Annotated in this window: 29 protein-coding genes; 13 read left to right on the forward strand and 16 right to left on the reverse strand. The window is 57.1% G+C overall.

The window, feature by feature from the left end; genetic code table 11:
- Nucleotides 1-22 precede the first annotated feature (22 nt).
- Together GVL52_RS03015 and GVL52_RS03020 are read right to left on the reverse strand one after the other, a co-directional pair.
- Complete coding sequence (locus tag GVL52_RS03015; RefSeq protein ID WP_160003876.1) at nt 23-1,276, reverse strand: type II toxin-antitoxin system HipA family toxin; 1,254 nt, start codon at nt 1,274-1,276, stop codon at nt 23-25.
- A complete protein-coding gene (locus GVL52_RS03020) occupies nt 1,269-1,583 on the reverse strand; it encodes a helix-turn-helix domain-containing protein (protein ID WP_160003877.1) in 315 nt (104 codons plus the stop codon). The genes GVL52_RS03015 and GVL52_RS03020 overlap by 8 nt, the downstream gene beginning before the upstream one ends.
- A 244-nt stretch (nt 1,584-1,827) precedes the next feature.
- Here GVL52_RS03020 and GVL52_RS03025 point away from each other — a divergent pair, with 244 nt between their 5' ends.
- Nucleotides 1,828-4,185, forward strand: a complete 2,358-nt coding sequence (locus tag GVL52_RS03025; RefSeq protein ID WP_200847760.1) for a hypothetical protein — start codon at nt 1,828-1,830, stop codon at nt 4,183-4,185.
- Between the two features lie 733 nt (nt 4,186-4,918).
- Here GVL52_RS03025 and GVL52_RS03030 read toward each other — a convergent pair.
- The 9 genes from GVL52_RS03030 to GVL52_RS03070 all read right to left on the reverse strand — a co-directional run bounded on the left by GVL52_RS03030 (nt 4,919) and on the right by GVL52_RS03070 (nt 12,230).
- Nucleotides 4,919-5,950, reverse strand: coding sequence for an IS110 family transposase (locus GVL52_RS03030; protein ID WP_160003879.1), 1,032 nt, complete (start codon nt 5,948-5,950; stop codon nt 4,919-4,921).
- Between the two features lie 118 nt (nt 5,951-6,068).
- Nucleotides 6,069-7,547 (reverse strand): FAD-dependent monooxygenase, encoded by a 1,479-nt coding sequence (locus tag GVL52_RS03035; protein WP_160003880.1) that lies wholly within the window; start codon nt 7,545-7,547, stop codon nt 6,069-6,071.
- 1 nt (nt 7,548) lies between these two features.
- Nucleotides 7,549-8,088 (reverse strand): TetR/AcrR family transcriptional regulator, encoded by a 540-nt coding sequence (locus tag GVL52_RS03040; RefSeq protein WP_210254105.1) that lies wholly within the window; start codon nt 8,086-8,088, stop codon nt 7,549-7,551.
- 140 nt (nt 8,089-8,228) lie between these two features.
- Nucleotides 8,229-8,993, reverse strand: coding sequence for a DUF4239 domain-containing protein (locus GVL52_RS03045; RefSeq protein WP_160003882.1), 765 nt, complete (start codon nt 8,991-8,993; stop codon nt 8,229-8,231).
- Between the two features lie 3 nt (nt 8,994-8,996).
- A complete protein-coding gene (locus tag GVL52_RS03050; RefSeq protein ID WP_160003883.1) occupies nt 8,997-10,250 on the reverse strand; it encodes an alpha/beta fold hydrolase in 1,254 nt (417 codons plus the stop codon).
- Nucleotides 10,251-10,349: 99 nt separating this feature from the next.
- Nucleotides 10,350-11,063 (reverse strand): hypothetical protein, encoded by a 714-nt coding sequence (locus tag GVL52_RS03055; RefSeq protein ID WP_244619077.1) that lies wholly within the window; start codon nt 11,061-11,063, stop codon nt 10,350-10,352.
- Between the two features lie 45 nt (nt 11,064-11,108).
- Nucleotides 11,109-11,384 carry a hypothetical protein gene (locus GVL52_RS03060; protein ID WP_160003884.1) on the reverse strand — a complete coding sequence of 92 codons (276 nt, stop codon included), beginning with the start codon at nt 11,382-11,384 and terminating at the stop codon, nt 11,109-11,111.
- Between the two features lie 26 nt (nt 11,385-11,410).
- A complete protein-coding gene (locus GVL52_RS03065; RefSeq protein WP_160003885.1) occupies nt 11,411-11,890 on the reverse strand; it encodes a DUF992 domain-containing protein in 480 nt (159 codons plus the stop codon).
- A 19-nt stretch (nt 11,891-11,909) separates the two neighbouring features.
- Nucleotides 11,910-12,230, reverse strand: a complete 321-nt coding sequence (locus GVL52_RS03070) for a hypothetical protein (RefSeq protein ID WP_200847745.1) — start codon at nt 12,228-12,230, stop codon at nt 11,910-11,912.
- Between the two features lie 58 nt (nt 12,231-12,288).
- Here GVL52_RS03070 and GVL52_RS03075 point away from each other — a divergent pair, with 58 nt between their 5' ends.
- The gene (locus GVL52_RS03075; protein ID WP_160003886.1) at nt 12,289-12,432 is read left to right on the forward strand and encodes a hypothetical protein; all 144 of its coding nucleotides are present in this window, start codon (nt 12,289-12,291) and stop codon (nt 12,430-12,432) included.
- A gap of 161 nt (nt 12,433-12,593) precedes the next feature.
- The gene (locus tag GVL52_RS03080) at nt 12,594-12,962 is read left to right on the forward strand and encodes an MliC family protein (RefSeq protein WP_160003887.1); all 369 of its coding nucleotides are present in this window, start codon (nt 12,594-12,596) and stop codon (nt 12,960-12,962) included.
- Between the two features lie 24 nt (nt 12,963-12,986).
- Here GVL52_RS03080 and GVL52_RS03085 read toward each other — a convergent pair whose 3' ends face one another.
- The 4 genes from GVL52_RS03085 to GVL52_RS03100 all read right to left on the reverse strand — a co-directional run bounded on the left by GVL52_RS03085 (nt 12,987) and on the right by GVL52_RS03100 (nt 16,156).
- Nucleotides 12,987-13,349: a hypothetical protein gene (locus GVL52_RS03085; RefSeq protein WP_160003888.1), complete on the reverse strand. Its 363-nt coding sequence runs from the start codon at nt 13,347-13,349 to the stop codon at nt 12,987-12,989.
- The gene (locus tag GVL52_RS03090; protein WP_160003889.1) at nt 13,336-13,857 is read right to left on the reverse strand and encodes a DUF6790 family protein; all 522 of its coding nucleotides are present in this window, start codon (nt 13,855-13,857) and stop codon (nt 13,336-13,338) included. The genes GVL52_RS03085 and GVL52_RS03090 overlap by 14 nt, the downstream gene beginning before the upstream one ends.
- 113 nt (nt 13,858-13,970) lie before the next feature.
- The gene (locus GVL52_RS03095; RefSeq protein ID WP_160003890.1) at nt 13,971-14,828 is read right to left on the reverse strand and encodes a hypothetical protein; all 858 of its coding nucleotides are present in this window, start codon (nt 14,826-14,828) and stop codon (nt 13,971-13,973) included.
- A gap of 377 nt (nt 14,829-15,205) precedes the next feature.
- The gene (locus GVL52_RS03100) at nt 15,206-16,156 is read right to left on the reverse strand and encodes an alpha/beta fold hydrolase (protein ID WP_160003891.1); all 951 of its coding nucleotides are present in this window, start codon (nt 16,154-16,156) and stop codon (nt 15,206-15,208) included.
- A 73-nt stretch (nt 16,157-16,229) separates the two neighbouring features.
- Between GVL52_RS03100 and GVL52_RS03105 the strand changes: the two genes are divergently transcribed.
- The 4 genes from GVL52_RS03105 (at nt 16,230) to GVL52_RS03120 (ending at nt 21,163) form a co-directional block, all read left to right on the forward strand.
- Nucleotides 16,230-16,832: a TetR/AcrR family transcriptional regulator C-terminal domain-containing protein gene (locus GVL52_RS03105; RefSeq protein ID WP_160003892.1), complete on the forward strand. Its 603-nt coding sequence runs from the start codon at nt 16,230-16,232 to the stop codon at nt 16,830-16,832.
- Between the two features lie 321 nt (nt 16,833-17,153).
- Nucleotides 17,154-17,777: a DUF433 domain-containing protein gene (locus GVL52_RS03110; RefSeq protein WP_244619087.1), complete on the forward strand. Its 624-nt coding sequence runs from the start codon at nt 17,154-17,156 to the stop codon at nt 17,775-17,777.
- Entirely contained in the window at nt 17,774-18,154 is a 381-nt protein-coding gene (locus GVL52_RS03115; protein WP_160003894.1) for a DUF5615 family PIN-like protein, read from the forward strand. The genes GVL52_RS03110 and GVL52_RS03115 overlap by 4 nt, the downstream gene beginning before the upstream one ends.
- 738 nt (nt 18,155-18,892) lie before the next feature.
- Entirely contained in the window at nt 18,893-21,163 is a 2,271-nt protein-coding gene (locus GVL52_RS03120; protein ID WP_244619078.1) for a methyl-accepting chemotaxis protein, read from the forward strand.
- A 661-nt stretch (nt 21,164-21,824) separates the two neighbouring features.
- Here the strand turns inward: GVL52_RS03120 and GVL52_RS03125 are convergent.
- Nucleotides 21,825-22,367: a hypothetical protein gene (locus GVL52_RS03125; protein WP_160003895.1), complete on the reverse strand. Its 543-nt coding sequence runs from the start codon at nt 22,365-22,367 to the stop codon at nt 21,825-21,827.
- A gap of 519 nt (nt 22,368-22,886) precedes the next feature.
- On the opposite strand from GVL52_RS03125, the gene GVL52_RS03130 reads away from it, so the two are divergent.
- The 6 genes from GVL52_RS03130 to groES all read left to right on the forward strand — a co-directional run bounded on the left by GVL52_RS03130 (nt 22,887) and on the right by groES (nt 25,949).
- Entirely contained in the window at nt 22,887-23,162 is a 276-nt protein-coding gene (locus GVL52_RS03130; protein ID WP_160003896.1) for a hypothetical protein, read from the forward strand.
- A gap of 353 nt (nt 23,163-23,515) precedes the next feature.
- Entirely contained in the window at nt 23,516-23,809 is a 294-nt protein-coding gene (locus tag GVL52_RS03135) for a hypothetical protein (RefSeq protein WP_160003897.1), read from the forward strand.
- 673 nt (nt 23,810-24,482) lie between these two features.
- On the forward strand, nt 24,483-24,674 hold the full coding sequence (locus GVL52_RS03140) for a hypothetical protein (RefSeq protein ID WP_160003898.1): 192 nt from the start codon (nt 24,483-24,485) through the stop codon (nt 24,672-24,674).
- Between the two features lie 92 nt (nt 24,675-24,766).
- Nucleotides 24,767-24,958, forward strand: coding sequence for a hypothetical protein (locus GVL52_RS03145; protein WP_160003899.1), 192 nt, complete (start codon nt 24,767-24,769; stop codon nt 24,956-24,958).
- Between the two features lie 290 nt (nt 24,959-25,248).
- On the forward strand, nt 25,249-25,425 hold the full coding sequence (locus GVL52_RS30305; protein WP_200847746.1) for a hypothetical protein: 177 nt from the start codon (nt 25,249-25,251) through the stop codon (nt 25,423-25,425).
- A 227-nt stretch (nt 25,426-25,652) separates the two neighbouring features.
- Nucleotides 25,653-25,949, forward strand: a complete 297-nt coding sequence (gene groES, locus GVL52_RS03150; protein WP_160003900.1) for a co-chaperone GroES — start codon at nt 25,653-25,655, stop codon at nt 25,947-25,949.
- The last annotated feature ends 60 nt before the right edge of the window (nt 25,950-26,009 follow it).

Here is a 26,009-nt window from a genome sequence, read left to right on the forward strand (position 1 = left end):
GTCGGCCCGCTGCACCACAGCGCTAGTCGGTGCGCATGCCGATGATTGGCGTCATCATTTTGACATGCGCATCGATCCGCTCAAGCACCCTTGGCGAAACGACCTCACGCTCTGGCAGTGACCACCAGGCTTGGTTCACCCGCTCCGCGGTTTCGGCTGCAGCTTGGAGAACTGCGGCCTCCGGCAAGCGCGCACGATTGGCGAATGCTTTCCATCGCTGCACATTCAGCGCTTTGAAGGAGCGCTCGCCTGCAAGCGATAACGCCATCGCGTCCGCCGGGATATAGGGGATAGTCGAGAGTACGTCATAGACCGGCGAAAGCTTGGGCTTGTCGCCCTTATCCCAATAAATCACTGACCAGTTTTTCAAGTGCATGTCACCGTTCCCGGTGATGGCAGCAAGAGCCAGCCGGCGCACGAATTCGAGCGCGGTGGCGGACGAGACGGCAACATTTAGAGCTGCCGCAATATCATGATAGGCCGCCCCTTCATATTTCCGTGACGGATAGACACCAAAGACCTGGGCGAAATCCTCGATGTGGATCCGCTTCCCGTTTGCGCCCCGATCAAAACGTTTGACGAGCAGGACTTTGCCGTCCGACAGCGTCTCGAACTCTTTTGGGATTCCCTCAAACTCCGATTGCTCGACGAGCTCGCGCTCTGGCACGTCCATGCCGATCGCTTCGGCCAATGCGAGATTGGCATATTCGTTTTCCGAAACGCCAGGAAACGAAGTCGATGGAAACTTGGCGATATAGGATCCCTGGTCGTCGCCCAGCGGCAGCGTCAGTCCGCCGCCCTTCCCGGTATTCTTGATGACGGAAAGCTTCATCTGAACGCCGGCAAGCGAAAATCTAGCCTTCGGTTTCGGAACAGGCAAATCGTCGAGGCGAGCAACCGTTCCATCACTCGGTAAGACGCGGACGGCTCCCGGTAGATCCGAGCCGAGTGCGACAAGCAGGTCGAAATCGTTTCCGGCTCGAACGCTTCCCGCATGGTGTTTTTCCATCGCCTCACGTAGCTTGTCTTCGGGGAGAAGATTGGCGAAAAACGCCGGCAAAGCTCTGGCGACAGGCTTTGGATCTTTACGCAAGCCGCCAGTGGCTGCCCGAAAAGACAGGCTCAGCACCGGAAAGCCGCCCGTGTCGCGATAGCCATCCTCGAAGCTGAAGGCGTTGAAGTCGCCGGGCGTCCGGATGATCGTACCGACCCTCACATCGTTCAGCAGCACGTCGAGCGACGAGATGGATCTCGGATCAGATGAAGCTTCAGACATTCTCATCCCCATCTGGATGCGCCATGAATGCCGGAAGATCGTCGACATCGTCATGCGGCCGCAGCAGCACACCGACGGCAGGCACCATGGCTTGCGGTATGAGCATCAATTCAAGCCCAAGAGCTCGGCCGATATTGATCAGCGTCGTCGTGCGCGCGGAACTGCTTCCTGCCTCGATCTCACGATAGCGGGGACGCGATATACCCGCCATGTCGGCAACCTGCTCCTGGGTCAATTGCCGGCCTTTGCGTGTAACCTTCAGCAACTGCCCGATTTCCAGCAAGGATTCTGACTCAGAGCGTGCCATCCCACCTACCCAACCGCTTTCCGTAGAGTTGGGCAAGCTATCTCAAACATTTCAAAATCGGTCAACGTAAAAGACCTAAATACGGGTCATTATTTTAATATTGATCTGTTTATATATCATTCACACTGTTTTGTGATGGCCACGCCACAGACGGCAAGACGTACCCTTTTTACATTCTTTGTTAATGGCACCCCCCTATTTCCGCTCGCCCTCGGCACTGGTGCCAGAGAGAAACGGAATGAGCATGCCCAAACACGATCTTTCATCACATCATTTTCAGCGGAAAATTTCGGAATTCTGCGAGGTGCGTATTGCACCGATATCTTCAAAGCCGGTGCTGGAGAATGTCCGCCCCTACCTGATTAGCCTTATCATTTACCGCAAGAAGCCGCCGATCCTAAACGGCCATCTCGACTGGATCGCGATCGGGGAGGCCTGCGGGATCGGAGACGACATGACCGCTGTACTCAGGAAGCAGTTGCGGCCGGCGCTTGATGCGATCATCCGCTGGCTGAAGGCCCCGCCCGTCGCAGAAGACGTTCCGCCGTCAAAGCAGTCTGCCCGGACACCTAAGGCGGAAGCGGTAAAGAAGACAGCGACGACTTCCTCGACCAGAAAACCGCAACGCGCTGAGGCCGACGGAGTATTCACCCAGAACGGGACTGCACAACGCGGGCCGGCGCCAAAGCCGATCAGCCCATTCCCGGATCCGTTGTTCGAGGCGACCGACGATCCTGCAGGCTTTCAAGATGCGCTCATCTATCATATGCGCCGATTTGGCGACAGCTACTGGCAGCTCTATCGTGCTGTGGTTCGCTTGACCGAAACCTTCGACAGCAAGACACTGCTGTCCTGGATCCAGGGCGAGCGTGTGCCGCGGTCCGTTGCCAGTTTCGACATCCTGCGACGCATCGAAACGCGCTACCGGCTGTCGGAAGGATACTTCAAGGCGAAGCTGCCGCATCAGGCACGCTCGCTATACGGTCATGATCTCGGTGACATCAGCCCGGCCGAGCGACGGCGGATTTCCCTTCATCTGCCAGATGATTTCAACAGCCTGCCCTTTAGCAAGCGAGAGGAGATCCTTGACTGGGTGCGTCGGGTGATCATCTCCGGCTCGACCGAGTATCGCCGGTATCAGGCAGCGGCCAGCAAGCAGCGTTATGCGGTCCGCTTTCCAGGTATCACATATGGCGGCGGTTCGCTTTCACCGCGTACGCTGGCATCTGCAGCCAATGCGAACCAGAACATGCCCGAGGAACTCGACGATCCGGATCTGCTGTCAGGTGTTGTCGATGCCCCGCCACGTCTTGCCATGGAGATGGCCGATCTGATCCGGTTTAAGACCTCGACGCTAACGGCGATCGGCCTTCAGCGCAACGGGGTCTGGGGCGAAGAGACCGCATCTCAAAAGATCGAACATCTCGGATTGATGTTTGGAGCGCTGGCCGCCGCCCCAGCCGGCATCATCAAAGGTCGGGGCGTCCCGCTCAGTCAGCTGAGTTTTGGCCTGCTGGTCTTCCCCGGTGTCTGGGATTGGTATCTGCAATGGCGCGAGCAGCGGCGTGGCTTCTACACAAAGTGGGAAGAAGATATGTTGATGGTAGCGCAGGCCCTCACCCGGGCAGAGGTGGGCTGGATCCGTCAACACCCGGAACTGCTCAAGAATGTCAGGCCGATTGAAGGTCTGATTGCTCCGGAGGAGATCGAGTTCGCCACGCGCGACTGGCATGGGGCCTGCGATGCGTTCCACCGGCATGCTGCTAACCGGTCGAAAGAAATCCAGAGGGTGATGCGTGTCCACCGTGATCCGTTCGAGCCGATCATGTGCGTTCTCGAGGCCGACAGCCCGTTGGCGGAATATCGCAAGATTACTGACGAGATCCTGAAGCGCATGCCAGATGAAGATCGCTACCCGAGACCGGCGGCGGAGGCCGTTCGATCCTTTTTGCTGCTCCGTCTCGGCCTGCATCTCGGCCTTCGCCAGAAGAACCTTCGACAGTTGCGCATCTGCCCGCGCGGGCACTTCCCGACATCAGAACGTCGCCTCGAAGATATGAAATGTGGCGAACTGCGCTGGAGTGATCGTGATGGCGGCTGGGAAGTGCTGATCCCGTCGGTCGCGTTCAAGAACGCCAGCTCATCGTTTTTTGGGCAAAAGCCTTTCCGCTTGATCCTGCCGGACCTGCTTGATCTCTACAAATACCTGGAGGGCTATATCGACAAGCATCGTGGCGTGCTGCTCGGGAGCGCAAAGGATCCCGGCACCTTCTTCGTCAAGACGGTAAAAACGACGAGCCTCGACGCGGCCTATGACTCGACGAAATTCTACGAGGCCTGGCGAACTGTGATCCAGCGATACGGCATCTACAATCCCTATACTGGTCGTGGCGCCATTAAAGGTCTGCTGCCACATGGACCACATAATCTGCGGGATATTCTCGCGACCCATATCCTGAAGCAAACAGGGTCATATGAGCAGGCGAGCTATGCCATTCAGGATACACCGGATGTCGTGCAGCAGCACTATGGTCGCTTCCTGCCACAGGATAAGGCGGCGCTGGCGGCTAAGATCCTGAACCAAGTATGGGAAGCTGCGTAGAAAGCCAACCTGCACTCCTTCCTCAGGCGCGAAGAGAGTTCCGCGCTTGAGGCGTGGGCAATCAAGCTCTTGAATGGAACCGAACCCCCGACCCTGAATTTTTAAAGCTCGTAGCGCACTGATTCACTTTTGGTTTCGACAAGCTCAATTTTGAACGGGCGCCATTGATAGGTTGGCGCCCGCATTCTCGAGCTTCTAACTGGCGGTCAGCAGCCCGCGATCACCACGGCTGACGACCATGACTTCCGAAGGACCCAAGGCCGATCATGGCAAGGACTTCATCGGCACGCCCTGATGACGATGATCGCCTACGCCTTCCTCCAGCACCAGAGATTGCAGACTGCAAAGCGGGAAAAAAGAAACCGACCTTGCCAGCCGTGCGCAGAGCCGTCATCAACGCACTTGCTTTGCAGGCAGCACAGATCCAAATGTCCGCACTGTCAACGCCACTTTCAAACCGAAAATTCTATTCTGCCAAAGTAGTGCTTCTGTAATGGGCCTTTGTTCGTCAAGTCCCTCATTACCAAAATCTCGTCACCAGGATCATGCTTCTGTCCGTGGTCAACACCAAGGCCGCCACACCATGCCATAAGATCAGAACCGGCAGGTCAATCTAGGCGGCGTGATTGCCGAGGCATCACAGCACTACTTACGACCTTGCCAGGCTCTCGTCCCGGTGACGGGACCTTGATGGAGACGAAACCTTACAATGGCTTCGTCTCGATGCCGCTATCTATGCCGCAGAGGTTTCCTTGCCCCAACGGAATTCGCTTTCGTCCATCCACATGCGATGAAGGATCGTCGCAAGCTTGCGGGCCAGCGCAACTTTTGCCCGTTTCATGCCACGCCGCTTTGCCACATCGACTGCCCACCGCTTCAGCGCCGAGAACCTGGTGGCGCGGGTCAGCATGATGTGGGCCGCCTCGTAAAGGGCCGTGCGCACCATTGTGTCACCGACCCGGCTGATGCCGCCGTCCAGATCCGTTTCGCCGGATTGATACTTCTTCGGCGTTAATCCGAAGTACGCTCCGACGGTTTGGGATTTTGCAAACCGACCAGGGTCGTCGACCGCCGAGCGATAGGTAATCGCAACGAGTGCGCCAACCCCCGGCGTGGTCATCAGTCTCTGGCAGACCCGATCCTGGCGAACGATCTTCAGCATCTCACGATGCATCTTGGTGAACTCGTTCCAAAGTGCATGACGGGCATGCAACATAGCACCGATGACGGTCTCCAACACAGGATGTCCGTCAACGAGCTCCAATATCCGTTCTTCAAATCGACCGCGGCTGACTTCGCCAACCTTCAAACCGTAGCCGCGCAAAATGCCCCGAATGCTCAACTCCACGTCACGCAATTTAGCTTGCAGTAGTTTGCGACCGGTCAGAAGCGCCCGGACATCCTGCGAGCCGGGAGACTTCGAATGCACTGAGCGATACCATCCCATCCGCAATAGCTGTGCGATGCCACGCGCATCCTTCCTGTCCGTCTTGATAATCATCGCCGACAGCGCGGCCTTCACGTGACGGGTTTCCAGCAGAACAACATCAAAACCAGCTTTCGTCAGACCTTCATACAACCATTGAGACAATGGGCCCGCTTCCAGGCCGATCCGCTTCAAAGCAAACCCCAGCGATGTTAGGTGTTCGATGAGCGCATCCGGCTCGCTCGCAACCTTCGTCTCGCGGATGATCTTGCCTGCCGAATCCACCAAACACACGCTGCTTGCTTCCAAAGAAACATCAATTCCGGCAAAATACTCCATGGCTGTTCCTCGCTTGATGTTTGGGGCCGACCCGTTCGGACCCCGTTTCAACATCGTCATTCTGAGGGACAGCCACCAATCTGGCTACAATCTCGGAAGCGCCGGCCCATTACGGCATCTAGGTTTGTGGAGCCGGCGTCGTTGCCATCTGGTCGAGATATCTGTCTACGTCGTCCCACCCCTCGGCACTTGCCGTCATCGCCACGTACCCGTCAGGACGAACGAGGCAGATACCCTTGGATGCTGGAGAAGTGCGGATGGCGCCTTCCACAAAGCCAGGGTTACGCTTGATCCTATCTCGCACATCTCCATTGTCTTTGGCGATGATCGCGAACTGAGGGCTGTCGCCCTCGCCGTAGTTATCGCTACCGCCAATACGATGCCCTGGTTCGGGGAAGCCGATCCCCTTCGCCACTGTTCCATTCAAGGGGCTTTCATCATAGCCGACGGTTAGTTCCGACAGCCGTTCCGCCGCGATATGCTTGGCGAACGAGAGGCCGAAGAGTTGATGCATCAGGAAATTTCGTACGACCTGTCCCGTCGCGTTCTGCATCGTCCCAACCCGGAGCATTCGACCGGAGTCTTTGAGAACCTGAGCGGCGTTGGCACTGCGCTCAACGCTGTAACTGTCGAGCAGAAGATCGCAACTGGCGTCGTTTTTGATCACCATAGCAAGCTTCCACGCGAGGTTGAAAGCATCCTGCATGCCTGTGTTCATACCCTGTCCGCCAGCAGGGCTATGGATATGAGCAGCGTCACCTGCGAGAAACACCCTCCCCTTGCGGAAGTCTTTCACCTTGCGTTCGTTGACGGTGAACGGCGCGATCCAGATGCAGTCACTCAGAACGACGTCACCGGGACCACGCTGGTCGACGATGTTCTGAACGTCGGCAAGCGTGGGATCAGCCGACGATCCGGCTCCGACGTCGGCGATGACACGATAGCGGTCTTTGGCGATAGGAAAGAATGCGACAATCCCGCTCCTGTGCCAGAAGATGGGGAACTCATCCTCCGGTATCTGCAGGCCAGCCACATGGACGTCTGCCAAGACGAAGTTTCCAGGAACGGTCTCTCCGTCGAACGACATGCCGAGCTGGTGCCGGATTGGCGAATGAGCACCGTCACAGCCGACAAGCCAATCTGCGTCGATCACCTCCGTCCGGCCATCCGAATGCTTCACATTGCAACTGACACCGCTTCCCACTTCGCTAAAACCTGAAAACTCGACGTTTCGCTCAACCTGAACGCCATAAGAGGCAAGCTGCTCTTCGAGCACTCGCTCCGTCTCGGATTGAGGAACCATCAAGACGAAGCGAAACGGTGAGTCCAACTCATCAAACGCCACGCGCGCAATTGTTTTCTTGCCGTCCATGATGTCGACAGCCCGCGTCTTGCGCCCCGCCGCGATCAGGGTTTGGGCGCAACCGCTTCGGTCAAGCAGCTCTAGCGTCCGGCTCCAGACGGCTAGTGCTTTCGACTTGTCGGTGCGTGCGGCGGTTTTGTCGATGATGCGGACTGGAACCTGGAAACGGGCCAGTTCAACAGCCATTGTCAGCCCTACAGGGCCAGCGCCTGCAATCAAAACGGAAGTGGGCATTTTAATGCTCCTTGTCTACGGGTTGAACGGTCGAAAGCATGCTGAAGACATTTTGGAGAGTGGCGCGGGAGCGCTCTTCGCCTCCGGGTCGGCTCGTCGCGAGATCGATCACCGACAGGCCCACGAACAAACCATGGATCAAATCGATCGACGCGTTGTCGGATGGCAATCCGAGCTTCGTCAGCAGAACGCCGAGTTGATTGATGAAGCCGTCGGTAAGTTGATTGAAGAGCAGACCAAGTGCCGGCTCGGCATCCGCTGCCTGGTTCAGCGCCACAAGCAGGCGGGTGTTCTCGTGCCGGACGGTGGCAGCCGCGATCGTATCGACAGCCTCAGCCACGCTGGAAACGGAGGTCACCATCTGCCTCGCTGTCGCAAGCTGCCGTGTGATCGCGATCTCGGCCACGCCCCCCAACAAATCCGTCCGGGTCGGAAAATAGTAGGTTAAGTTGCCCTGTCGCAGTCCGGCCTTGGCAGCGACCTTCGGCTGCGTGAAGCCAGCCAACCCCTCCTCCCGCAAGATGGCAAGTCCCGCCTCCAATATCGTCTGTCTACGATCTTCCATATCAGTCTCTTTGTGTATGTGTACTTACATATATTTAATATTAGCATTTCGTCAAGTCTTTTTGGCAATCACGCGTATCGGATACGACCACGATTCATGGAAGCAATCTGTCGCGGTTATGCACTGCCGAGGCGGGTCAACGCCCCTTGCAACGGCCTGTCGGATATTTGAATGAACCCTGCATAAGGGTTGGCCATATCCGCCACTGCGAATACCGCGCCCGCTACCGACAGCGCGCAGACGATGATGATGGTGATCACCGTCGGATTTGCGGGTGCCTGAAGGCCAAACGTTCCGAACAGCAATGCGAGCCAGTACACGAGGACGATCATGAAGCCCCATGGTAATCCTTCATCGGCGGACTCCACCTGCAGCCAGTGTCCTTCCGCGAGATTGCCGCTGACCTCCAATGCACGTGTCTGGATCAGACGATGAACCTGGTCCTGAGGATCGAGGGCGCGAAGCTTGCTTTGGACAGCTTCGATCTGCCTGTAGGCAGAAGCCCGTCCAGCATCATTGTCGTCGCTCGTCTCGATGGTCCATCCTCGATCCAGACGAATCTGGATTAAGTCGCGAAGCATCACACGCGCGTCGTTGGCCTCCGACCCATATTGAGCCATCAGACGATCAAGCAGCACGATATGGGCGGCCGTGCCATCGAGTTCGTTTTGCGCGGTGTCGTAGTCGGACTTTGCAGAAGCGATCAACAACCCGAGAGCCAGCGCTGAAAGCGTACCGACGATGGCTGTCGCAAGCCGGATCACCTCTTTTGATTCAGCGTTGAGGTGGTGGGATGGCAAGCGATCGCGCAGGACCATTCCCAGGGACGTCGAAATTCCAAGCACGACGAAGACGCCCGCGGCCAGTAACAAGGCATTCATCGTTCAATCCCCCTGCTGCGGTTGGGGCAACTGCGCACAGGTATTTGGTGCGATGGCACCCGCGAACCTGTCGCCGATCCACCGGACAGCCTCACGTGCGGTATCGCGCGCAATGAAGCCGTGGCCGACCTTTGAAACAGCGAGGAAGTCCACACTGGTGCCGTGGTTACAGAGTTGTCGCACATAGGAGATCGTCACGCTGGGTCGAACGATGCCGTCACCGAGCCCTTGAGCGATGAACACCGGGACTTCTCGTGGAAGAACGCCAGGCGAGTTCTGCTTCAGTAGATCGTTCCAAGGCTGCGCCGCGCTGATATCGGTGACAGTCAGGAAGTCCTTCGACAGTGGTCTCTCCTCGATGCGCCGCTCCAAGAAGTCGAAGATCGTTTCGATGCAGCCGCCTGCAAGTGTATCAACTGTGCTTATGGCCGCGGGATCGACGATCTTGTCCAGCTTGATGTCGAACACTCGCGACCATGACCAAAGAGTGAGCGCAGTCAGTCCTTTTCCACCGCTTGAGGCGAAATCGTCGCGCATCAGTGTGGCGAGGTCGGTGACCGGGGCCGCCGCTGCTATGCCTTCAAGGGTGAGTTCCGGGGCGTAGCTCCTCGCCAGCAGACCAGCATAGAGTGCCGCTTGACCTCCTTGGGAATGCCCCCAGACAGCAAACTGCGTGGGGGAACTCTGGGCCAGAAGTTCCCGAGCTGCCCGCACGGAATCGAGTACCGCTCGGCCCTCGCTCTCGCCGATGAGGTAAGGGTGGACGCCGGGACCACCGAGGCCGGGGTAGTCCGTCGCCACCACCGCGAATCCTTGCTGAAGCAACTGCTCGAGGCCTTGGATCTGGCGGTACACACCGCGGCTCAGCGAGGGCGCACAAGCGGTCGCGACGCCGCTGGTCGGATGAGCCCACGCGACCACCGGACGCACGGCGTCGTTTCCGGTCGAAGGCTTGATGAATACTCCGGACACCGCGATCGGTTCACCGTGAAGTCCCACGGACCTGTAGAGGATCCGGAAGGCCGATGCGTCGGGAGGCGAGAATGGCATCGGCTCGGACCGGATGATCGATCCTGGGCGACCTGCAAGATCAACGTCGCCCACTGCGAAGAATTCTTGTCCGGCTTTCGCAGAAGGCGACCGGAAAAGCGTCCAAAGCGCAAGTGCAAGGAGGCCATAGGCCATGAGCTGTCGAATTGTGTCTTTTGCTGTCGGCCGCCTTTGTTTCGGTGGCTCGATAAAGTGATGTCGTGTCATATCGGCGTTCCAGCAGGCGGCAAGCGCGCCAAGAATTTAGAGGATGGTCTGTTGCTATTGGCCTTAGGTCCGGGGCGAGAAAACCGCCCCGGAGTCGTTCTATTGCCACTGACCGTCCGGCAGGCGACCGTGATATGGCGTGTCACGGCAATGACCCCAGGGTCCCATCCAGTATCCCGGAGGGCATGGGTTGGCTGGCGGATAGTATGCGGGCTGTGGGTAATAAGGCGCGCCATAACGCGGGCCGGCGAGATCAGCTCCGATCGCAGCGCCAGAGGCCGCACCGAGCGCGTACCAGCCAGCGTTGTTCCACCCTCTCCAATGGTCGATGAAGACCGCAGCAGGTCCCGAAGCACCCGACAGGTTTCCTTCCAGCACCGTGACGTCGAAGGTGAGCGTCGTGCCGTCGAGCTTGGGCGATTTGAGCGTCACCACGGCGTCGCCCACATCGGAACCGCCGCCGAGAACGGATACGGTCGCGTTCGGCGGATCCTTCTCGAAGTTGTCGGCGCCTTCGCCCCACTGCTTGACGATCTCGTCAGTGGTAATGTGGCCAGCCGCGCGAACGGGGCGATCGGCAAAAACGATCGAGTTCGCAGAGACGCCGGTGAGGGTCAGCTTGTCGCCCTCCAGCTTGGCACCGCCCGCATTGATGACGAGCAGGGATGCAACAGGAGCCTGTTGCGCGACCTGACCCACGGTCTTTTCAAGTGGAACGTGAGGCTTCTTGGCAGCCTCCTGCGCGAGGACGGTCCCCGCCAGAAGTGTGAGATAGCCTGCAAGCAGCAGGCTAAGAGCGTTTGAGCGTTTCATTTCCATTTTCCTTTGAGATGCTTTTGATCTGGTTGCGAGCTGCTATCAGCCGCCGCCATGCTCTGCGGCGTAGGCGATCCCGGCCTGCACTTCGGCCATCGCCTGCTCGACCAGCTCGGCAGCACGCTCCTTGTGGCCGCCCTTGTTCGGAGTTGCCCGATGCAACGACTCCAGGGCGTTCTGGAGTTGGCGCAACGCCGCATCCATGTTGCCCTGATCAGCCTGCACGGGTGACGATACGAGGGCTGCGATTGAGCCGGCGGTGAGAGCGATGCCTGATACTGCGATCAAGCTACGACGTGAGAGCGTGAGTTCGGTCATGGTAATCTCCCTTTCGCGATTGAGGTTCAGTTGGCCGCCGTCAAGGTGACCTTAACAATGCCTGTAGCGATGTTGATGCCGGTCTCGCCGTCGACGGACAGCGGCTGCAGCGAAAACGACTGGTTGTTTCCGCCGACGAGCGCATTGGCGCCGACGCCAACGCCGAGTGCGGCACCCGCCCCGACGCCGACATACTTCCCGGCGAGCGCGCCCTGCGGAACACCGCGCATAGCCGAGGCGACGCCCCAGATCAGATGCCCTTGATCGACCTTGCCGAGCTCGACGCCATATTCGTCGATGCTGCCACTGTAGGTTTCCGGTTCGCCGCCATCGGGCTTGAACTGGCAGGCCAGCGTCTGCTTGCGGGAAAGGATCTCGCCGATGCCCTTCGAGACATCACACGACAGGATGCCGATCTTGGCGACATCCGCATGGCTTGATCCCGCACCTGCAAGAAGCAGCGTAATTCCCAGCAACAAGCCATTGGCATTTTTTGAAAGACGCATCGATCCATCCTCGCTCTGGTTACTTCCAATTGCCGTTCGGCAGGCGGCCGTGATACGGCGTGTTGCGGCAGTGACCCCAAGGACCCCGCCAGTAGCCGGGTGGGCACGCGTTGCTGGCAACTGGACGCTCCTGGTAGTAGCCGTTGGGCAAGCGACCGTAGAACGGCGTCGAGCGGCAACCGCCGTATGGTCCACGCCATGCATTCGGACCGCACCCGCCAGCGACCAGTGTGATTGCGGACGGGGCGTCGATTTCAGGCATGATAGGTGCGGCGCTGCTGAGAGATGGCGCTGCGAGCAGAGCTGCAAAGCCAAGCATGACTGCAAATTTCGTATTCATGTTCACTCCGAACTTGTGTTGAAAGCGTCGAGCGGGCCTCGGCACACTCGATCTGCACGTGAATGGTCTGCGCATTGAACTGGCCGTGGCCTTCCGCGAACCGCTCGCCGGCAAGGATGGTATCCTCTGTCTGCCGGGCGTATCGTCGCCTTGGAAGGCCGATCGCGAACCGGAAGCTCTTTCGGACCACGTGGCCCGTTGATGTCCGCTCCGATGGCGGGGGGAATAGCCGATACAGTTCGGCCTCCGCATCACCACTTCTGGGTATGCCCGCGATGCGCGATCAGATTATTTCGCTGACACGGGCAGAAATGCAGTTTGAAAGCCCCCATTCGCAGGACGTGCAACGAAGAGGCCTACCACATGAAGAAGATAGTCATTGCCGCAGCGATCTCGACCCTCTCTATGGGCATCTGCTCCGCTGCTGCTGAAAACGGCACGATACAGCTTCACAGCAACGGCAAGATCGAGCGCTCACAGGTGACGTATGATTGCGGCGGCCAGGGTCTGCTGGCGGCGACTTATGTAAACGCCGATCCAAACTTTCTCGCAATCCTGACGGTGCCCGGACAGCGTCAACCGACGGTCTTCGCTTCTGTGATCTCCGGCTCGGGCGCGCGCTACGCGGCAGGCAAGTACGTGTGGTGGACCAGGGGCAATACGGCCAGCCTTTACGACACGAACTTGGGCGACAATGCTTCGCCGACAGTGACCTGTATGCCGTCGAAGTGACCGCATTCCCATCCTCGAAAGAGGTTAGAAAACTCGCCCAAGCACCGCACGCACCAAGGTTGCGGCACCCAATGCCACTATGAGCACCGGGAAGATCAGTCCCGTGTTCAGCCGCAGTGACATGAGGACGCTTATAAGGACAAAGATCACTCCGGTGATCAGCCGTGAAAGCGGCCGAATGTCCCTCCAGCCAAAGTTCTTTGCAAGGCGGAAGCTATCCAGGATCATACCGACGGCCGGAATGAGCAGGATCAGAAACAGCCAGCGGTAGGGCAGAACATAGCCAAGCTGATCGAGAGCAAGGGCAGCGCCCAAGCCGATAAGACAGAGTCCGCCGAGCGCGGAGATGAGCCACCGATGATCCTGACCAGAATTATGCGCGAGCATCTATGCTTCCTCCCGCCTGGCCCAAGACATTCCGATTCCAGGCGGTCATCAGCAGAATTGCAAGGACGACGGCACGCGCGATCGTCAGCGCCAGCAGCATGCCGAAATTGTCTGCAGCATAATCGCCATGTCCGAACGCCTGGACGAAATGACCGATCGACACGCCGATGTAGAATAGAATGGCGTATGCCGCGACAGCACTCTGGAAGGACAGACTGCACCAGAAGGATATGACTGCAACGATCCCCAGAGCGATGTCGGCAACCCCAATTTCAAACTCGAACGGGCTCGGCTGCCAACCGATCTGCGCTGAAGCGATCCCCGGAAAGAACACATGGAAGACCCCGGCCCAGATGCCGTCGAATCCGACAGCCAGCAACAAGATCCAGGAGAGATACCGGTGCGACCAATGTCCGTTGCATCTCGACAAAGCAGCGAACGCAATGGCGGCGATACACAGTATGACCGGCAGGTTGGTCAGTATCATTCTTATAGCTTGGGCGATCATGGCAGTGTCCGTCGTTGGCCGCCTGCTGTGCGGCGAAAAGGCATCGCCAAGGGTGGCGAACTCGCCCACCAACTACGGTCTTCAACGACTGACCGCATCCTCAGAAGTGGTGATCAGCGGGCAAAAGCTCCGAGAAGCGCACCGATCCGCTCGAAATCCCGGAGATTCGCGGCATCGGTTTTCCGCAGCACTGTGCGGATCTGCGTGCGCACGGTATCTAGCGACACATCTCGGTCGCGGGCGACGGTCTCGGCCGTCTGCCCTCCCAGCAGCGCGGCGGCGACTGCGCCTTCTGCAGCGCTCAATCCGAACAGGTCACTGAAGATCGATGGTGCGGCCCCGCGGGGTTGAGACAGTTCGTGGATCACGACCAGGACAGGTGAGCCTTCGAGTTTAGACGTCCCGGTTCCTGGAAGAGACGATATGAACAGAGCGAGTTGTCCGACGCGGTCGGTGTCAGGTGCGGCGAATTCCAAGCGCAGTGCTGCCCCGTTTCCGCCGTGCGCGGCGTCTTGAACCATCTGCCTAAACCTTGCACCCTCGCGTCCGTTGACGCCAAGCCGCGATCTGCCTCCGGCGGCGACCATGCTGAGCGAAACTGGCGCGCCTCGGCGTGCGAGAGTTCGTGAGGCCTTGGCATTCGCAAAAAGGACATTGCAATCACGATCAACCACGACGGCATTTCCTGGGAATGCCTCGAAGGCAGCGTAGGCCAAGCGAGATTCGACCGCTGACTGGTGCACCTTCTGCCGCAACTGCAGTCCGCGTTTGACATGCGGCAGGAGGCGCGCGAATTCCGCACGCTCTTCGGCTTTGAAAGCCTTATCCCCGCGGAAGAAACTCATGATCGTGTGATCGTTATCTCCGATAAGTCCGATCATCATATGCTCGCGGCTGTTCGACCTGGCAAAGTCGCGGTAGAACTCCGAGCGTCGATAGGTGTCGCCATCGACGACGTCTTCGACCGTCATGACCGCTTCCCTTCCCAGTGTGAAAACCGGCGATTTGGACAGCGCTGCCCTGATCGGATCTATGTGAAGATAGTAGTCGGTATAAGGGTCGGAGCCAGTCTCGCAGGGTTCGAACACGTTCGAAGATCGGCCGTCGGCGCCCTGAAGGCGAAGAGTGCCAGCGTCCGCGCCAAGGTGTTCGAACAGCGTCTTGCCCAGAGATATCCAATCTTGGTCGCTGGTCGAGACATCGTATATGTCTGCTATGATTGCATTAACGTCCATAAGCACTACCCCCGCAACGCTTAGCTCCGAAAACAACTTGAGATAGAATAGCAACTTCCGAATATAAATCTAGCCATCCGAGGTTGATGCGTCAGATCTTGCATGCTTTCGAGCTAGATCGCCGAATAGTTGCTATCTCTGCCCTTGATCAATTGCCTCACCGCGGTGGACCCGTGGCAGAAGAACCCGATGCGGTCGACGATCTCAGGTATAAATGCTTTGTCGAGAGCATGTCCCATGTCAGCAACGACAAGAAGCTCCGCGCCATCAATGTGAGACTTTGCCCAGTGTGCGTGCTCGATCGGAAAGATCGGGTCGCACTCGCCGTGAATTATCAGACACGGTTTGGACAGGAGCGCCAGATCATCAGAGGTCAGAGACGGCGAAGCAGCCTGTGCTCTGCCGTGATTGCTGTGGTTCGCCATCGCCGCCCGCTGCCCAAGGCGGCGAAATGCAAACGCATCCCCGATCGCATTCCAGGATGCCTGGTCAAACGGAGACTTGGGACCCGCCGCAAGCCGGAAGTTCTCGACGAAGCGCTCCGCCACCTCGGTGTCTGTGCATGCCGGCGCGCTATTGAGTGAGATGACAGCCTGAACATAGTTGGCCGCAGGCCCGGGCAGCGCATTTGATTTTGGCGGCCTGCCAGCAAAAGCATCGTTCTTGGGTCCGAGATCAGGAGACGACATCATTGTGGTGATGCTGGCCACTCGCGATGGATGAACGAGCCCTGCCCGTAGCGCAAGATTTCCCCCTTGTGAAAGTCCGACAAGGTGCGCCTGGTGAACGCCCAATGCATCGAGCAGGCCAATAGCGTCATCCACGAGGTGGTCCAACGTGTACGAAGACCGCTCGAAATCCACATATGTCGAAAGGCCGGTGTCACGCTGGTCATATCTGACCACCCGAAAGTTCAGCGTGGCAAGCGCCTCGCAGAACTCATCGGGCCACACCAGACCCGGCGCGCTGTTGCCCATCATCAGAAGTATCGTGGGATCTCCGGGCCTTCCGAACTGGTCGAACGCCAATTCGATTCCGGACACGCTAACCTTATCGCTTGTCATGGCATCACCTAGAATTTATAAGCTATAAAGATTGTTTATCAGCGATAAACTTTATAGTCAATAAGGAGCTGCAATGAAGATTGCGAAGGTCGATATCGTACGTGCGGCATTGGATGTACTGAACGAAGTCGGGCTCGACAAACTCTCCACACGAATGGTGGCGGAGAAGCTCGGAGTGCAGCAGCCCGCAATCTATTGGCACATGACGGACAAGAGAGCGCTGATAGACGCGATGAACGCCGAAATCATGAGGTCCAGCCACCTCTATCGGGATGCGCAGGCCGATGAAGACTGGAAGTCGTACCTCATGCGCCACAGCCTGAGCTTCCGCCAGGCTCTTCTTTCATTTCGAGATGGCGCTCGCGTACATGCCGGCTCGCGCAGTGAAGCGTCGGATGCCGATACCGGTGAGCGCCAACTTCGGTTCCTGACAGAGCAAGGGTTCGAGCCAGGCTTTGCCCTGCGGATGCTCGTGACTCTGTCTCGGTTTACAGTCGGGTCGGTGTTGGAAGAACAAGCAGAAGCCGCATATCCACCATCGACCCAGTCTGGACAGGAGAAGGATCGACCGCTTCTTCAGATGGCATTTGCCGATTACACCGCCTCCTCCACGGACACTTTTTTCACGTTCGGGGTCAACGTGATCATCGATGGTTTTAGTGCAGCAAAGAAATAGTAGTGGCGGCCAGCAAAGCGCCTTCTATTGCCTATTAGAGGCATCTGACGATGAGCCGACTAAATGGTGAGAACGATAGGCTCGGGAAACTTGGTGCGAGGCTCGCCGATGATCCTGCGCTTGAAGGGATCTGAACCGTCGGCCACGACTTTGACACTGTGCGACAAAGATAAGTGGCTGCGATTGTTTGGCTTTCGCGAAGCAAGACAACTCGGGCATTTGACCTTTGATGAGTGACTAAAATGAGATTGCAGAAAACATCGAATGTGAGGACTTTACCATTAGGGTTCATCGCATTATATATTCTCCACAAGGAGAATGATTATGGTTATTGCACGCGCCTATACGCCGACGGAAGCCGCAGCTCTCAGCGAGATCGCAGTGAAGTCGGTACACAACGCTATCGACAAGCGGATCATTGCGCAGTTTGTCGGGGGCGGAGGACGTGCGCTTAATGATGACGATCTGCTTCGGTTGAAGCTCTGGTATGGGGTGGGGTCAATCCTATCTGCCGAGCGCCGCAAACAGCTGTTCGATTCCATCGAACAGAACCCCGACGCGGATACAGTCCGAGCAGACGACTATCTCATTGTGGATGTTGCGCGCGCGCGTGAACAGTTAGCGGCTCGGGCTGAAGCACTGAGGCAGGCGGAGCAGGCGATAGAGATCGTCAAAGGTGTCATGGGTGGAGAGCCTGTTTACAAAGGAACCCGCATTCCAGTGCGAATGATCGCCGCGATGAAATCTCAGGGAGCTAGCACATCGGAAATTCTTGAAGGCTATCCGTCTCTCAGCCCAGGAATGGTGGACTCTTCCGAAATCTGGGCTGCCGCTCATCCGGCAAGGGGACGGCCGCGAAAGCTGTCTGAACTCGGCTTGAAGGCGACGTCCTCAAAGCGCTTGCGTCTTGGGACCACTTCTAATTCGTCCGGCTCGGCATCGTGAAATTTCTGATAGACGAATGCCTTCACACGTCTCTTGTGGCCGTTGCCCAAGGCGCCGGCCACGACTGCTCCCATGTCAACTGGCTGGGTTTGAGCGGCGAAACGGACTGGGATCTAATGCCCCGGATCGTCGCCGAGGATTTCACGTTCGTGACCAACAACGCTCGTGACTTTCGCAAGCTTTATGCAAAAGAAGAGCTCCATGCGGGCCTGGTGATAATTGTGCCGCAAGTCCTACCGGCTTTGCAACGGGAATTGTTCGCTCTGATCCTCCAAGAATTTGTCGTGGGGCAGGACTTCGTCAACGAAGTCATCGAAATAACTATCGAGAGCGAAGACAGCGCGGTGCTCACGCGCTATTCGCTTCCGGAAGTCTGAACGCAACCTCCGCCACTTTCCGCCAATCCTGGAGGTATAGATACGCATGCCCGCCGCGCGGCAGCGGTCCTTATCATACGCCATTGTCTTTCTAATCTGGCTGCCCCACGCCTAAAAACCTTGCCGAAAAATGCGTAACGGCTATTTATGGAACTCATAATTTTCTCGCGGAAAAACCTCGGCGAAAAATCCGGGAAATGGCGGCGTCTTAGCAGCGATATGTTCCATTTTTTTATCAAACAATAGCGGTTCGAAAGTTCGAAATTATCCTGAAAAGCCACAATGTCAATCGCACCACCAGTCGTTGATGCTGAACCTCACGTAACCCGAGGCAGGAGCAATGGTGATGGAGACAATCGATGCACCGACATTTTTAGCTCTTCGGCAAGGCGTTCGCTACCGAGCCGTAAGGAGATGTCGTCGGCAACGACAGCGCTTATCGAAGACTGTCAGGTTCATGCCCGCTTAAGCGTAACTATAGCATCGCTATCATCGTAAGCGCTCATTCTTGGCAGTCTGTCCTCCCGCCCCACAAATTCTGGTTTCTATTAACGCTGTTTCAACAAACCGGCGCTAATCTCGCCGCTATTGGACTGGCCATGATGAGCCTGCGAACGAGCAAACTCTCGGCGGCCAGCACTGCGTTTTGTGTGAAAGCACTTACGCTCGCGGTTCCAGCACATTGGCTGTCGAGATGCGGATCAGCAGCTAGACGTCAGCAATCTAGGTGTGGCTACTGTGACATTTTCTATCCGCAATATTCTAGTCGGCATTTTTCTGCTTTTGAGCGGAGTGATCTGCGTACTAACCGCCTCATCTGCCATGGACGCTTACACGCAGCACCGGATTTTTAGGGACGTATCGAAACTTACCGCTCTCGATCGTGCACTGTTCCAGACCCTTGCGACCTTTCGCAACGAGCGTGGCGATGGTTCCTCGGCCGCAAAGATGGAAATCAACGCACTCGCCGGCACGCTAGCTTCGCTGACCAAGGATCGTGGTTTGGTCGATAAGGCTATGTCCGAGGCGAAGGCGATCTACGCCGGGATCGATGACAAGGCGATCAAAGCACCTATTGCAGAAGTCATGAGCACGTTCGATCAGGTGCTGGCGTTCCGCTCGACGCTTGACGGAGAGTTGACCAAAAAGCTGGCAGACCGCGATCCCGGCCTTCAGGACAACACCCTCGCTCTCGGACAGCAACTGTTGACCGCGCTGGAAAATGGTTCGACAGCAACCGAAGCCCGGATTCGCGAGAGCGATCCTTCAATGACAGCAATGATCCAGATCCGTTCGCTGGCGTGGTCAACCCGTGCATTCGCCGGGGCGTCAAACCTGCAGGTTAATATTACGCTCGGCGCGGGTGCAACGATGACGGCCGCCGAGCTGGGCAAGATCCAGCTCAATGATTACACTGTGAACTTCGCGTGGAAACAGGTCGGCATACTCGTCAACCATCCAGATACTCTTCCATTGGTGAAGGACGCATATCGAGCAGCGGACAGCGGCTACTTCGGCGGCGATTTTGCACCCCAGCGCGCAGCACTTCTCGAATCGTTCGCAGCCGGCAAGAACGCCCCAATGTCCCTCGACGTTTGGCGCCCAATGGGCAATGACGCCCTTCTTTTCATCACCAACACTGCTGCGGCAGCAGCCGATGGCATGGTTGCTGCAGCCGTTGCAAGCCAGTCGCAGGCGTTCTCCCATTTCGTCACCTACACACTCATTTTTCTAGTCGCTGCAGTCGTCAGTATTTTCGGCGTCTGCGTCATCGTCTTCCGCGTCACCAAGCCGATTGGCGTTATCACGCATTCGATGCGAGCCCTGGCCCAGGGCGATCTTAAGATTACCGTCGCTGGTGTCGATCGCCGCGATGAGATTGGAGAAATGGCCCGTTCCGTCGAAGTCTTTCAACAGGCCGCCATCCGCAATAAGACACTTGAAGAGCAAACGGCAGAGGCAAGGATTTCCTCGGAACGCGAACGCATCGAAGTGCAGCGCCGCGCAGAGGCCGACGCCGAAGAGCGCCTGATGCAGGCTACCAGCGCCCTTGCCGCCGGACTGCGGCGTCTGGCGGCAGGAGATCTTGTTTGTGAAATTGACACCGCCCTCGCACCGCAGTTCGAGGCGCTCCGGCAGGACTTCAACATATCCGTGAGCCAGCTTCGCAACGCCATGCGTGGGGTGGGCCAGGCGGCGTCGCTGGTCAACAGCGGTAGCTACGAGATCTCGCAGGCGTCCGACAATCTTTCGAAGCGTACCGAACAGCAGGCAGCTTCGCTTGAGGAAACCGCCGCGGCACTGGAGGAAGTCACCGCCAACGTACAGTCCACCTCCAAGCGCGCTGGAGATGCCCGCGATCTGGTGCGAGGCGCCCGGACTCGCGCCGAGAATTCAAGCCAGGTTGTCAACAATGCGGTCAGCGCCATGGGGAAGATCGAGCATTCGTCCAGGCAGATCAGCCAAATTATCGGCGTTATCGACGAGATCGCTTTTCAGACCAATTTGCTCGCATTGAACGCAGGCGTCGAAGCCGCCCGTGCCGGCGAAGCAGGCAAGGGGTTTGCAGTCGTAGCCCAGGAAGTGCGCGAACTTGCGCAGCGCTCGGCCAATGCCGCGAAAGAAATCAAAAGCCTGATCGGAAATTCGGAAGTCGCAGTCAGCGAAGGCGTCCGCCTTGTCAATGACACCGGAGAGGGCCTTACCGCTATTGCCGACCTTGTGCAGCAGATCAATCAGCACATGGACGCCATTGCCACGGCTGCCAAGGAACAGTCGCTGGGATTGTCGGAGATCAATAGTGCCGTCAATCACATGGACCAGGCGACCCAACAGAACGCTGCAATGGTCGAACAAATGAACGCCGCGGGCGCGGGTCTTGCACAGGAAAGCAGCCGCTTGGGCGAGCTACTTGCAATCTTTCAGACCGGCAACGGGTCGGGAAGTGTAGTCAGCAACCGCGCGCCACCTCGACCTCCGGCCTCTATGCCATATAGGGGGGCAGCGTAGGTCTCACGCACAATCCCTCCCGCACGCGGCATGCAGCGCTCAACACGCTGCGGCAGAAATGGGCGGACCCGTGATCTCAGCCGCCGAACCAGCGGAGCCAGCATTCATGGTCAAGAAATGACAACTCTCGGGAGCCGGGCTGATAGAGCTAAGTTAGCACAAAGCCGGTGGTTCGCCGCGTCAAGCATTGCTGTCAGCAATTTAACGCGGTTCCACCCGACCAGATGACCTTCATCGACTAAGATCTGGATCGCAAAACCAACGGTTTGGTGTCACCCCGAATTCAGCTTACCGCGGGGGCGTGAACGACGTCCTCGTGGCTGAGTCAAGTCGAAAGCATTCTGGTATCCGTTGGTTTTTTCTCGAAGGACGCGACGCGAACACTCATGCGCGATCCTAGGGAGCGGCAGCGGCTATCGGCAATCAAATCCTAGCGCCTCTTGAAATCGTGGATGAATGGCGGGCCGCCCCGCCGATGATGAGGAACCGGCCTGAGACATCCTGCCATGTGAGCAGCGGCGCGTTGCGCAGCCACGTATCGCTGAGCACTTGCTAGACGACGAATTCCGGAACATCGGCATCGGGCGATGGTGCCGCTATGGACGCCTGAAAGCTTGGTCGGCGCCCTCGAGCTGAGTAGGCATTCCCTCCACATCGCGTCCTAAAGCTGAGGCGCGGTTTTGAAGTCGCTCCACCGCTTCACGTAGTCATCTGCCGTTCGCCACAAACTACCGATTAGCAGGCTAGCTCTGGGGGCGATCCGCTCGTCTTCCGCTGGATAGCGAATTGGAAAATGCATCGTTTCTGCGTGCAGCGCTCCCAGATCGGTAAGATGTGTTTCGAAAAGCTCCTGCGGGTTGATGACAACTTCCACGGCGGGATAGTCACCGGCAGATATCGCATCCTGATGAGTGATAGCAGCGTTGATCCGCGCCGCCAGCCGCAACTGCTCCGCTGCAGCGAGGGGCCACATATCGTTGATCCGATGACCAAAACTAAGCAACTGAATGGTCGAATACCCGTTTTGGAGCAGGCACCCTTTGAGTAACAACTCCAGGCCGTGACCTGCGAGATGGAGTGCAGGGGTTATTAGTATCCCGCAGCTCGCCGAGTGCAATTCGACGACATAAGCGCCTTCAAGAAAGGATTTTGCCCGAGCAATGTATTTCCAAGCGTCGGTATTGAAATTCTCCGGTTCATTCATCGATTACCATCCACATCCATGCGACACCATCGACCGAGACCATCTTATCTTGAGTGAACGACCACTTCAGTCCGCCGGCCAACCAGCGATAAAGAAGTGCTTGTACTGAGGAGGCTCGCCCTGAGGTGAAGAGAAGCGAGCCCCACAAGTCTCGACGGTCCGAAACAGGCGATCGGCCACCAAGTGGGGTATCACGGTCACATGAGGAGTACATTAGCGAGTCAATTCGACTGATAGTCGCCAAAAGCCTGCTGATCATATCATTGGCGGGCTTCTGAACCCGGCCCGGCAATAGCGTCAACGTCTGGATTAACCGATCTGGCCCGACAGGTTGGTGGCGACATTGGATAGGATCTCAAAGCGGCGTTCACTACGTTCTGCGAACGATTGCTGCGCTGTACAATATTCACCCCCGGGAGGCGGCGATCACTGAGTGTGAATGCCCGCCACCGTCTATTTGCTGCATATCATTGCGCCACGGAGCATGTTAAAAGGCTGCTCCTCCAGAAAGGAGTATTCATGCCGTTGGACGTTCTTCCAAATCGTTTCAACATGATCGGCAACAATGCCATCATGGTCATGGGCGCCGGCTCCTCCAAGCAGGCCGTCGTCGTGACAAAGGCGGCAATCAAAGATGCTCAGTCCAACTCTGCAGTAGGCTTCGGACAGCAACCCGACCTCGTTACGATCGGTGCAATTGCCAGCTCCAAATTTGACAAAGGCATGATCGCCTTCGATGGCCGGATTTGGGTTACTGCAGATGATATTCGAGATTGGCGGCGCGAGATTGCATAGGATTGGCCGCGCCCGGGGCCGCTGTGATCAATAGCGCCCAAATCGCGAGAGCCCTTTTTCGGGTGTCGTGTTAGTAGCCACGCGTTCGATGAACGGTACAATCTGCGTCGTGAGACCACGGCATTGCGTGTTTATAAGGCAAATCATGTCCGCCTATCGTGCCATCGACAAACGTCCATCTTCCCGACGAGTGGAGCGAACCAGTCCTCGTTGGATACCCCCCAGCCGACGCGCTTTCTATTCGTTTGCTTTGCCGCGGTTAAAGGCGCAGGGTCTGCGCTTCAGCAAGCCATTTTCAGGGCGCTGCTGCTTGAGGGCCATCACACCCTAGCCCCGACTGAAAGGAGGACGTTATGTCTTCCAACATTTCCCTTCGGTCCCTAACGGCCGCGGATCTCAAGATTCTTCGGAAAGTGCTTGGCGATGCAGGTTATTCCAGCGATGTCCTGACAGGCGCCTCGGTGGGAACTGCTGCAAAGCTATTAATCGGCCTCTTTCAACGGGGCATGACGGATCCCGCCGAGCTCAGTGCCGAACTCGAGTATCGGTTTGGCCGCTCCGAGAAGACAATCATTCCTGCAAGCAACGCGCATCATCAGTTCGCTATCCGCGGCTTGCCCAAGCGCAATCTTCCGACCGCTCACTAAAGCCTGGTATGACAGCCCCCATAAAGAAGTGTGAATCGCGGCACGACATGCACATCTGGATGATTGCCAAGGTCGCGGATGAAGCAATCTGGATGACCTTCGCCACTCGAGTGTTCACCGCTGCAATTGCATTAAGAATTGAAACGGAATGTCGCTGTTTTCCGCAATAGAAGCCGAAGCTTCAACTGGACCGAAAACGCGGTTCGGTATCGCGGCTGTGACGGTATGTTTGAGTTCAAGTTCTTGCTGGAGGCCTCAGCTCTCTACAGCACCAACGAATCTGGCTGCCGAAATGCGCTCGACAACAGTCGCCCAATCAGAAAGCTGCGAGCAAGCTTTATGCGAGCCGAAGGGCAAGCAGCTTCACAGCCAGATCCCCAGACTTTGGCTGAAACTATCCCGGTTCTTCCCTCCCTCCCATCAGAAACAGGCCCCCATGTCCAGTCCATCAGCGCGATATTCATGGAAGAGCACCGCCGACTATCTCGGCCGGTTCCGCTACATTGAATTCCTAATCAAATCGGCACCGGTTTTCAGCCTAGCCTTTATCGCCTGCGTTGCACTGATCTACCGCCACTGACCGACACGTGACCGTCCAGACCCCCGCATGACCTGGCGGCCTGAAACCGGCGCTATCTCGACGCACATATCATCTAAACCAAGGAGTTTTCCTATGCCCTGTGATGAAGCAGCACCGATCCGCCGCACAGTTCGCATGTTTCCCACCGAGAAGACCGCCTTTACAGAGCTTGCGTTCAGAAAGATCATGACTGCGGAAAAGGAGGGCCAGGATGAGAAATCGGCGTTGCTCAAGGCCCTTCGGATCAGCCGATTACGGGTGATACACGTCAGTGAAAGCCAGTAGGCCAAGTGACCGGTGGCCGTTGCACTCGTATCTAGGCCGATGAAACTCCCCGACCAAAGCAGCAGCCTGTAGTTACTCTCAAGGAGATACCCATGATAGAATTCAAACCGTCGGACGACAATGCCGTCAGATCAGCAGAAATCGAGCTGCACCTTAAGAAACTGGAAGCCGAAATGGCGTCACCGAATATCAAGGAGACTAAGCATGCTGAACTCAATGCGCTTTACCGCCGGCTAAGCGCCGAACGAGCCTTGCTTACCTCTTCGAAGGTCTCAAAGCATTGACGATTAGACAGCTGACCTAGCTGACCGACGTCGCGTCGGCCAAATTCCATCACCGAGCCGTCAAAGTTTGGTCGATATCACCTCCGAATTCTGCGGCCAAAACACTAATAGCGCTTCACCAGCATGGCATGATCGACCTTATTGATTTTGCGCGTGAGCTGGAAACGCGATTTGGCCAGGCGCGACGCGACGCATCTTGATGCGGTGGTGAAGGACTTAGGCAAAGACCGTTGCGCCCAAAAACGGGTCACCCCGTAGTCTTCATACCGAAAACGAACAGGAGAGCGATGATGAGTTGGAAAGCCCCGAAGATCGAATATGTGAACGGCTACAAGATTGTTGAAGTCGATGGTCCGACCTTCAAGGTGTACGAAGGGGACCGTCAAATTGGAGATGATTTCCCATATTCAGGCGAGGCGGCCGCTCATGCGAATTCTCTGCCAAAAAAGCATCCTTCACGAGGCTGAGCATTGCACCGAAGCTGGGGGTGGCGCGTTTGAAACGGGCATCTATTTCCCAGTGCCGCTGTACATCAGGATTGATGCCAGTCTCTAGCGGCTTGAAGATCGACCTGCGAAGCCTTGCACTGCCACTACCGAAACACGAAATCGTTCTGGCACTCTGAACGCAAGAGTGCTAAGGTTTCAGCAGCAGGATCGGCCATTGGGTAACGGTTCTGTCGAGGAACTCCAAAATGATAGATATTAATTTCCGGCCGTTGCACGACCGTGTCGTCGTGCGCCGTATTGAGGCTGAAGCCAAGACCAAGGGTGGCATCATCATTCCTGACACCGCCAAGGAAAAGCCCCAGGAAGGCGAAATCGTCGCCGTCGGCGCTGGCGCCCGTGATGAAAGCGGCAAGATCGTTCCTCTCGACGTCAAGGCAGGTGACCGAATCCTATTCGGAAAGTGGTCCGGTACCGAGATCAAGTTCAACGGTGAAGACCTGCTGATCATGAAGGAAGCTGATGTTATGGGCGTTATCGCCTGATATTCTGCTTCATTCCTATTCATTTTATGACGACCAATGGGCGATCAGCCCGGGAGTTTT

The organism is Rhizobium sp. 18055 (genome assembly GCF_902706285.1).
GTDB lineage: Bacteria > Pseudomonadota > Alphaproteobacteria > Rhizobiales > Rhizobiaceae > Rhizobium.

Bases quoted from the DNA above. Each gene is read 5' to 3' on its own strand.
- GVL52_RS03015 (WP_160003876.1), bottom strand. From the start codon at position 1,276: ATGTCTGAAGCTTCATCTGATCCGAGATCCATCTCGTCGCTCGACGTG.
- GVL52_RS03020 (WP_160003877.1), bottom strand. From the start codon at position 1,583: ATGGCACGCTCTGAGTCAGAATCCTTGCTGGAAATCGGGCAGTTGCTG.
- GVL52_RS03025 (WP_200847760.1), top strand. From the start codon at position 1,828: ATGCCCAAACACGATCTTTCATCACATCATTTTCAGCGGAAAATTTCG.
- GVL52_RS03030 (WP_160003879.1), bottom strand. From the start codon at position 5,950: ATGGAGTATTTTGCCGGAATTGATGTTTCTTTGGAAGCAAGCAGCGTG.
- GVL52_RS03035 (WP_160003880.1), bottom strand. From the start codon at position 7,547: ATGCCCACTTCCGTTTTGATTGCAGGCGCTGGCCCTGTAGGGCTGACA.
- GVL52_RS03045 (WP_160003882.1), bottom strand. From the start codon at position 8,993: ATGAATGCCTTGTTACTGGCCGCGGGCGTCTTCGTCGTGCTTGGAATT.
- GVL52_RS03050 (WP_160003883.1), bottom strand. From the start codon at position 10,250: ATGACACGACATCACTTTATCGAGCCACCGAAACAAAGGCGGCCGACA.
- GVL52_RS03055 (WP_244619077.1), bottom strand. From the start codon at position 11,063: ATGAAACGCTCAAACGCTCTTAGCCTGCTGCTTGCAGGCTATCTCACA.
- GVL52_RS03060 (WP_160003884.1), bottom strand. From the start codon at position 11,384: ATGACCGAACTCACGCTCTCACGTCGTAGCTTGATCGCAGTATCAGGC.
- GVL52_RS03065 (WP_160003885.1), bottom strand. From the start codon at position 11,890: ATGCGTCTTTCAAAAAATGCCAATGGCTTGTTGCTGGGAATTACGCTG.
- GVL52_RS03070 (WP_200847745.1), bottom strand. From the start codon at position 12,230: ATGAATACGAAATTTGCAGTCATGCTTGGCTTTGCAGCTCTGCTCGCA.
- GVL52_RS03080 (WP_160003887.1), top strand. From the start codon at position 12,594: ATGAAGAAGATAGTCATTGCCGCAGCGATCTCGACCCTCTCTATGGGC.
- GVL52_RS03085 (WP_160003888.1), bottom strand. From the start codon at position 13,349: ATGCTCGCGCATAATTCTGGTCAGGATCATCGGTGGCTCATCTCCGCG.
- GVL52_RS03090 (WP_160003889.1), bottom strand. From the start codon at position 13,857: ATGATCGCCCAAGCTATAAGAATGATACTGACCAACCTGCCGGTCATA.
- GVL52_RS03095 (WP_160003890.1), bottom strand. From the start codon at position 14,828: ATGACGGTCGAAGACGTCGTCGATGGCGACACCTATCGACGCTCGGAG.
- GVL52_RS03100 (WP_160003891.1), bottom strand. From the start codon at position 16,156: ATGACAAGCGATAAGGTTAGCGTGTCCGGAATCGAATTGGCGTTCGAC.
- GVL52_RS03105 (WP_160003892.1), top strand. From the start codon at position 16,230: ATGAAGATTGCGAAGGTCGATATCGTACGTGCGGCATTGGATGTACTG.
- GVL52_RS03125 (WP_160003895.1), bottom strand. From the start codon at position 22,367: ATGAATGAACCGGAGAATTTCAATACCGACGCTTGGAAATACATTGCT.
- GVL52_RS03130 (WP_160003896.1), top strand. From the start codon at position 22,887: ATGCCGTTGGACGTTCTTCCAAATCGTTTCAACATGATCGGCAACAAT.
- GVL52_RS03135 (WP_160003897.1), top strand. From the start codon at position 23,516: ATGTCTTCCAACATTTCCCTTCGGTCCCTAACGGCCGCGGATCTCAAG.
- GVL52_RS03140 (WP_160003898.1), top strand. From the start codon at position 24,483: ATGCCCTGTGATGAAGCAGCACCGATCCGCCGCACAGTTCGCATGTTT.
- GVL52_RS03145 (WP_160003899.1), top strand. From the start codon at position 24,767: ATGATAGAATTCAAACCGTCGGACGACAATGCCGTCAGATCAGCAGAA.
- GVL52_RS30305 (WP_200847746.1), top strand. From the start codon at position 25,249: ATGAGTTGGAAAGCCCCGAAGATCGAATATGTGAACGGCTACAAGATT.
- groES (WP_160003900.1), top strand. From the start codon at position 25,653: ATGATAGATATTAATTTCCGGCCGTTGCACGACCGTGTCGTCGTGCGC.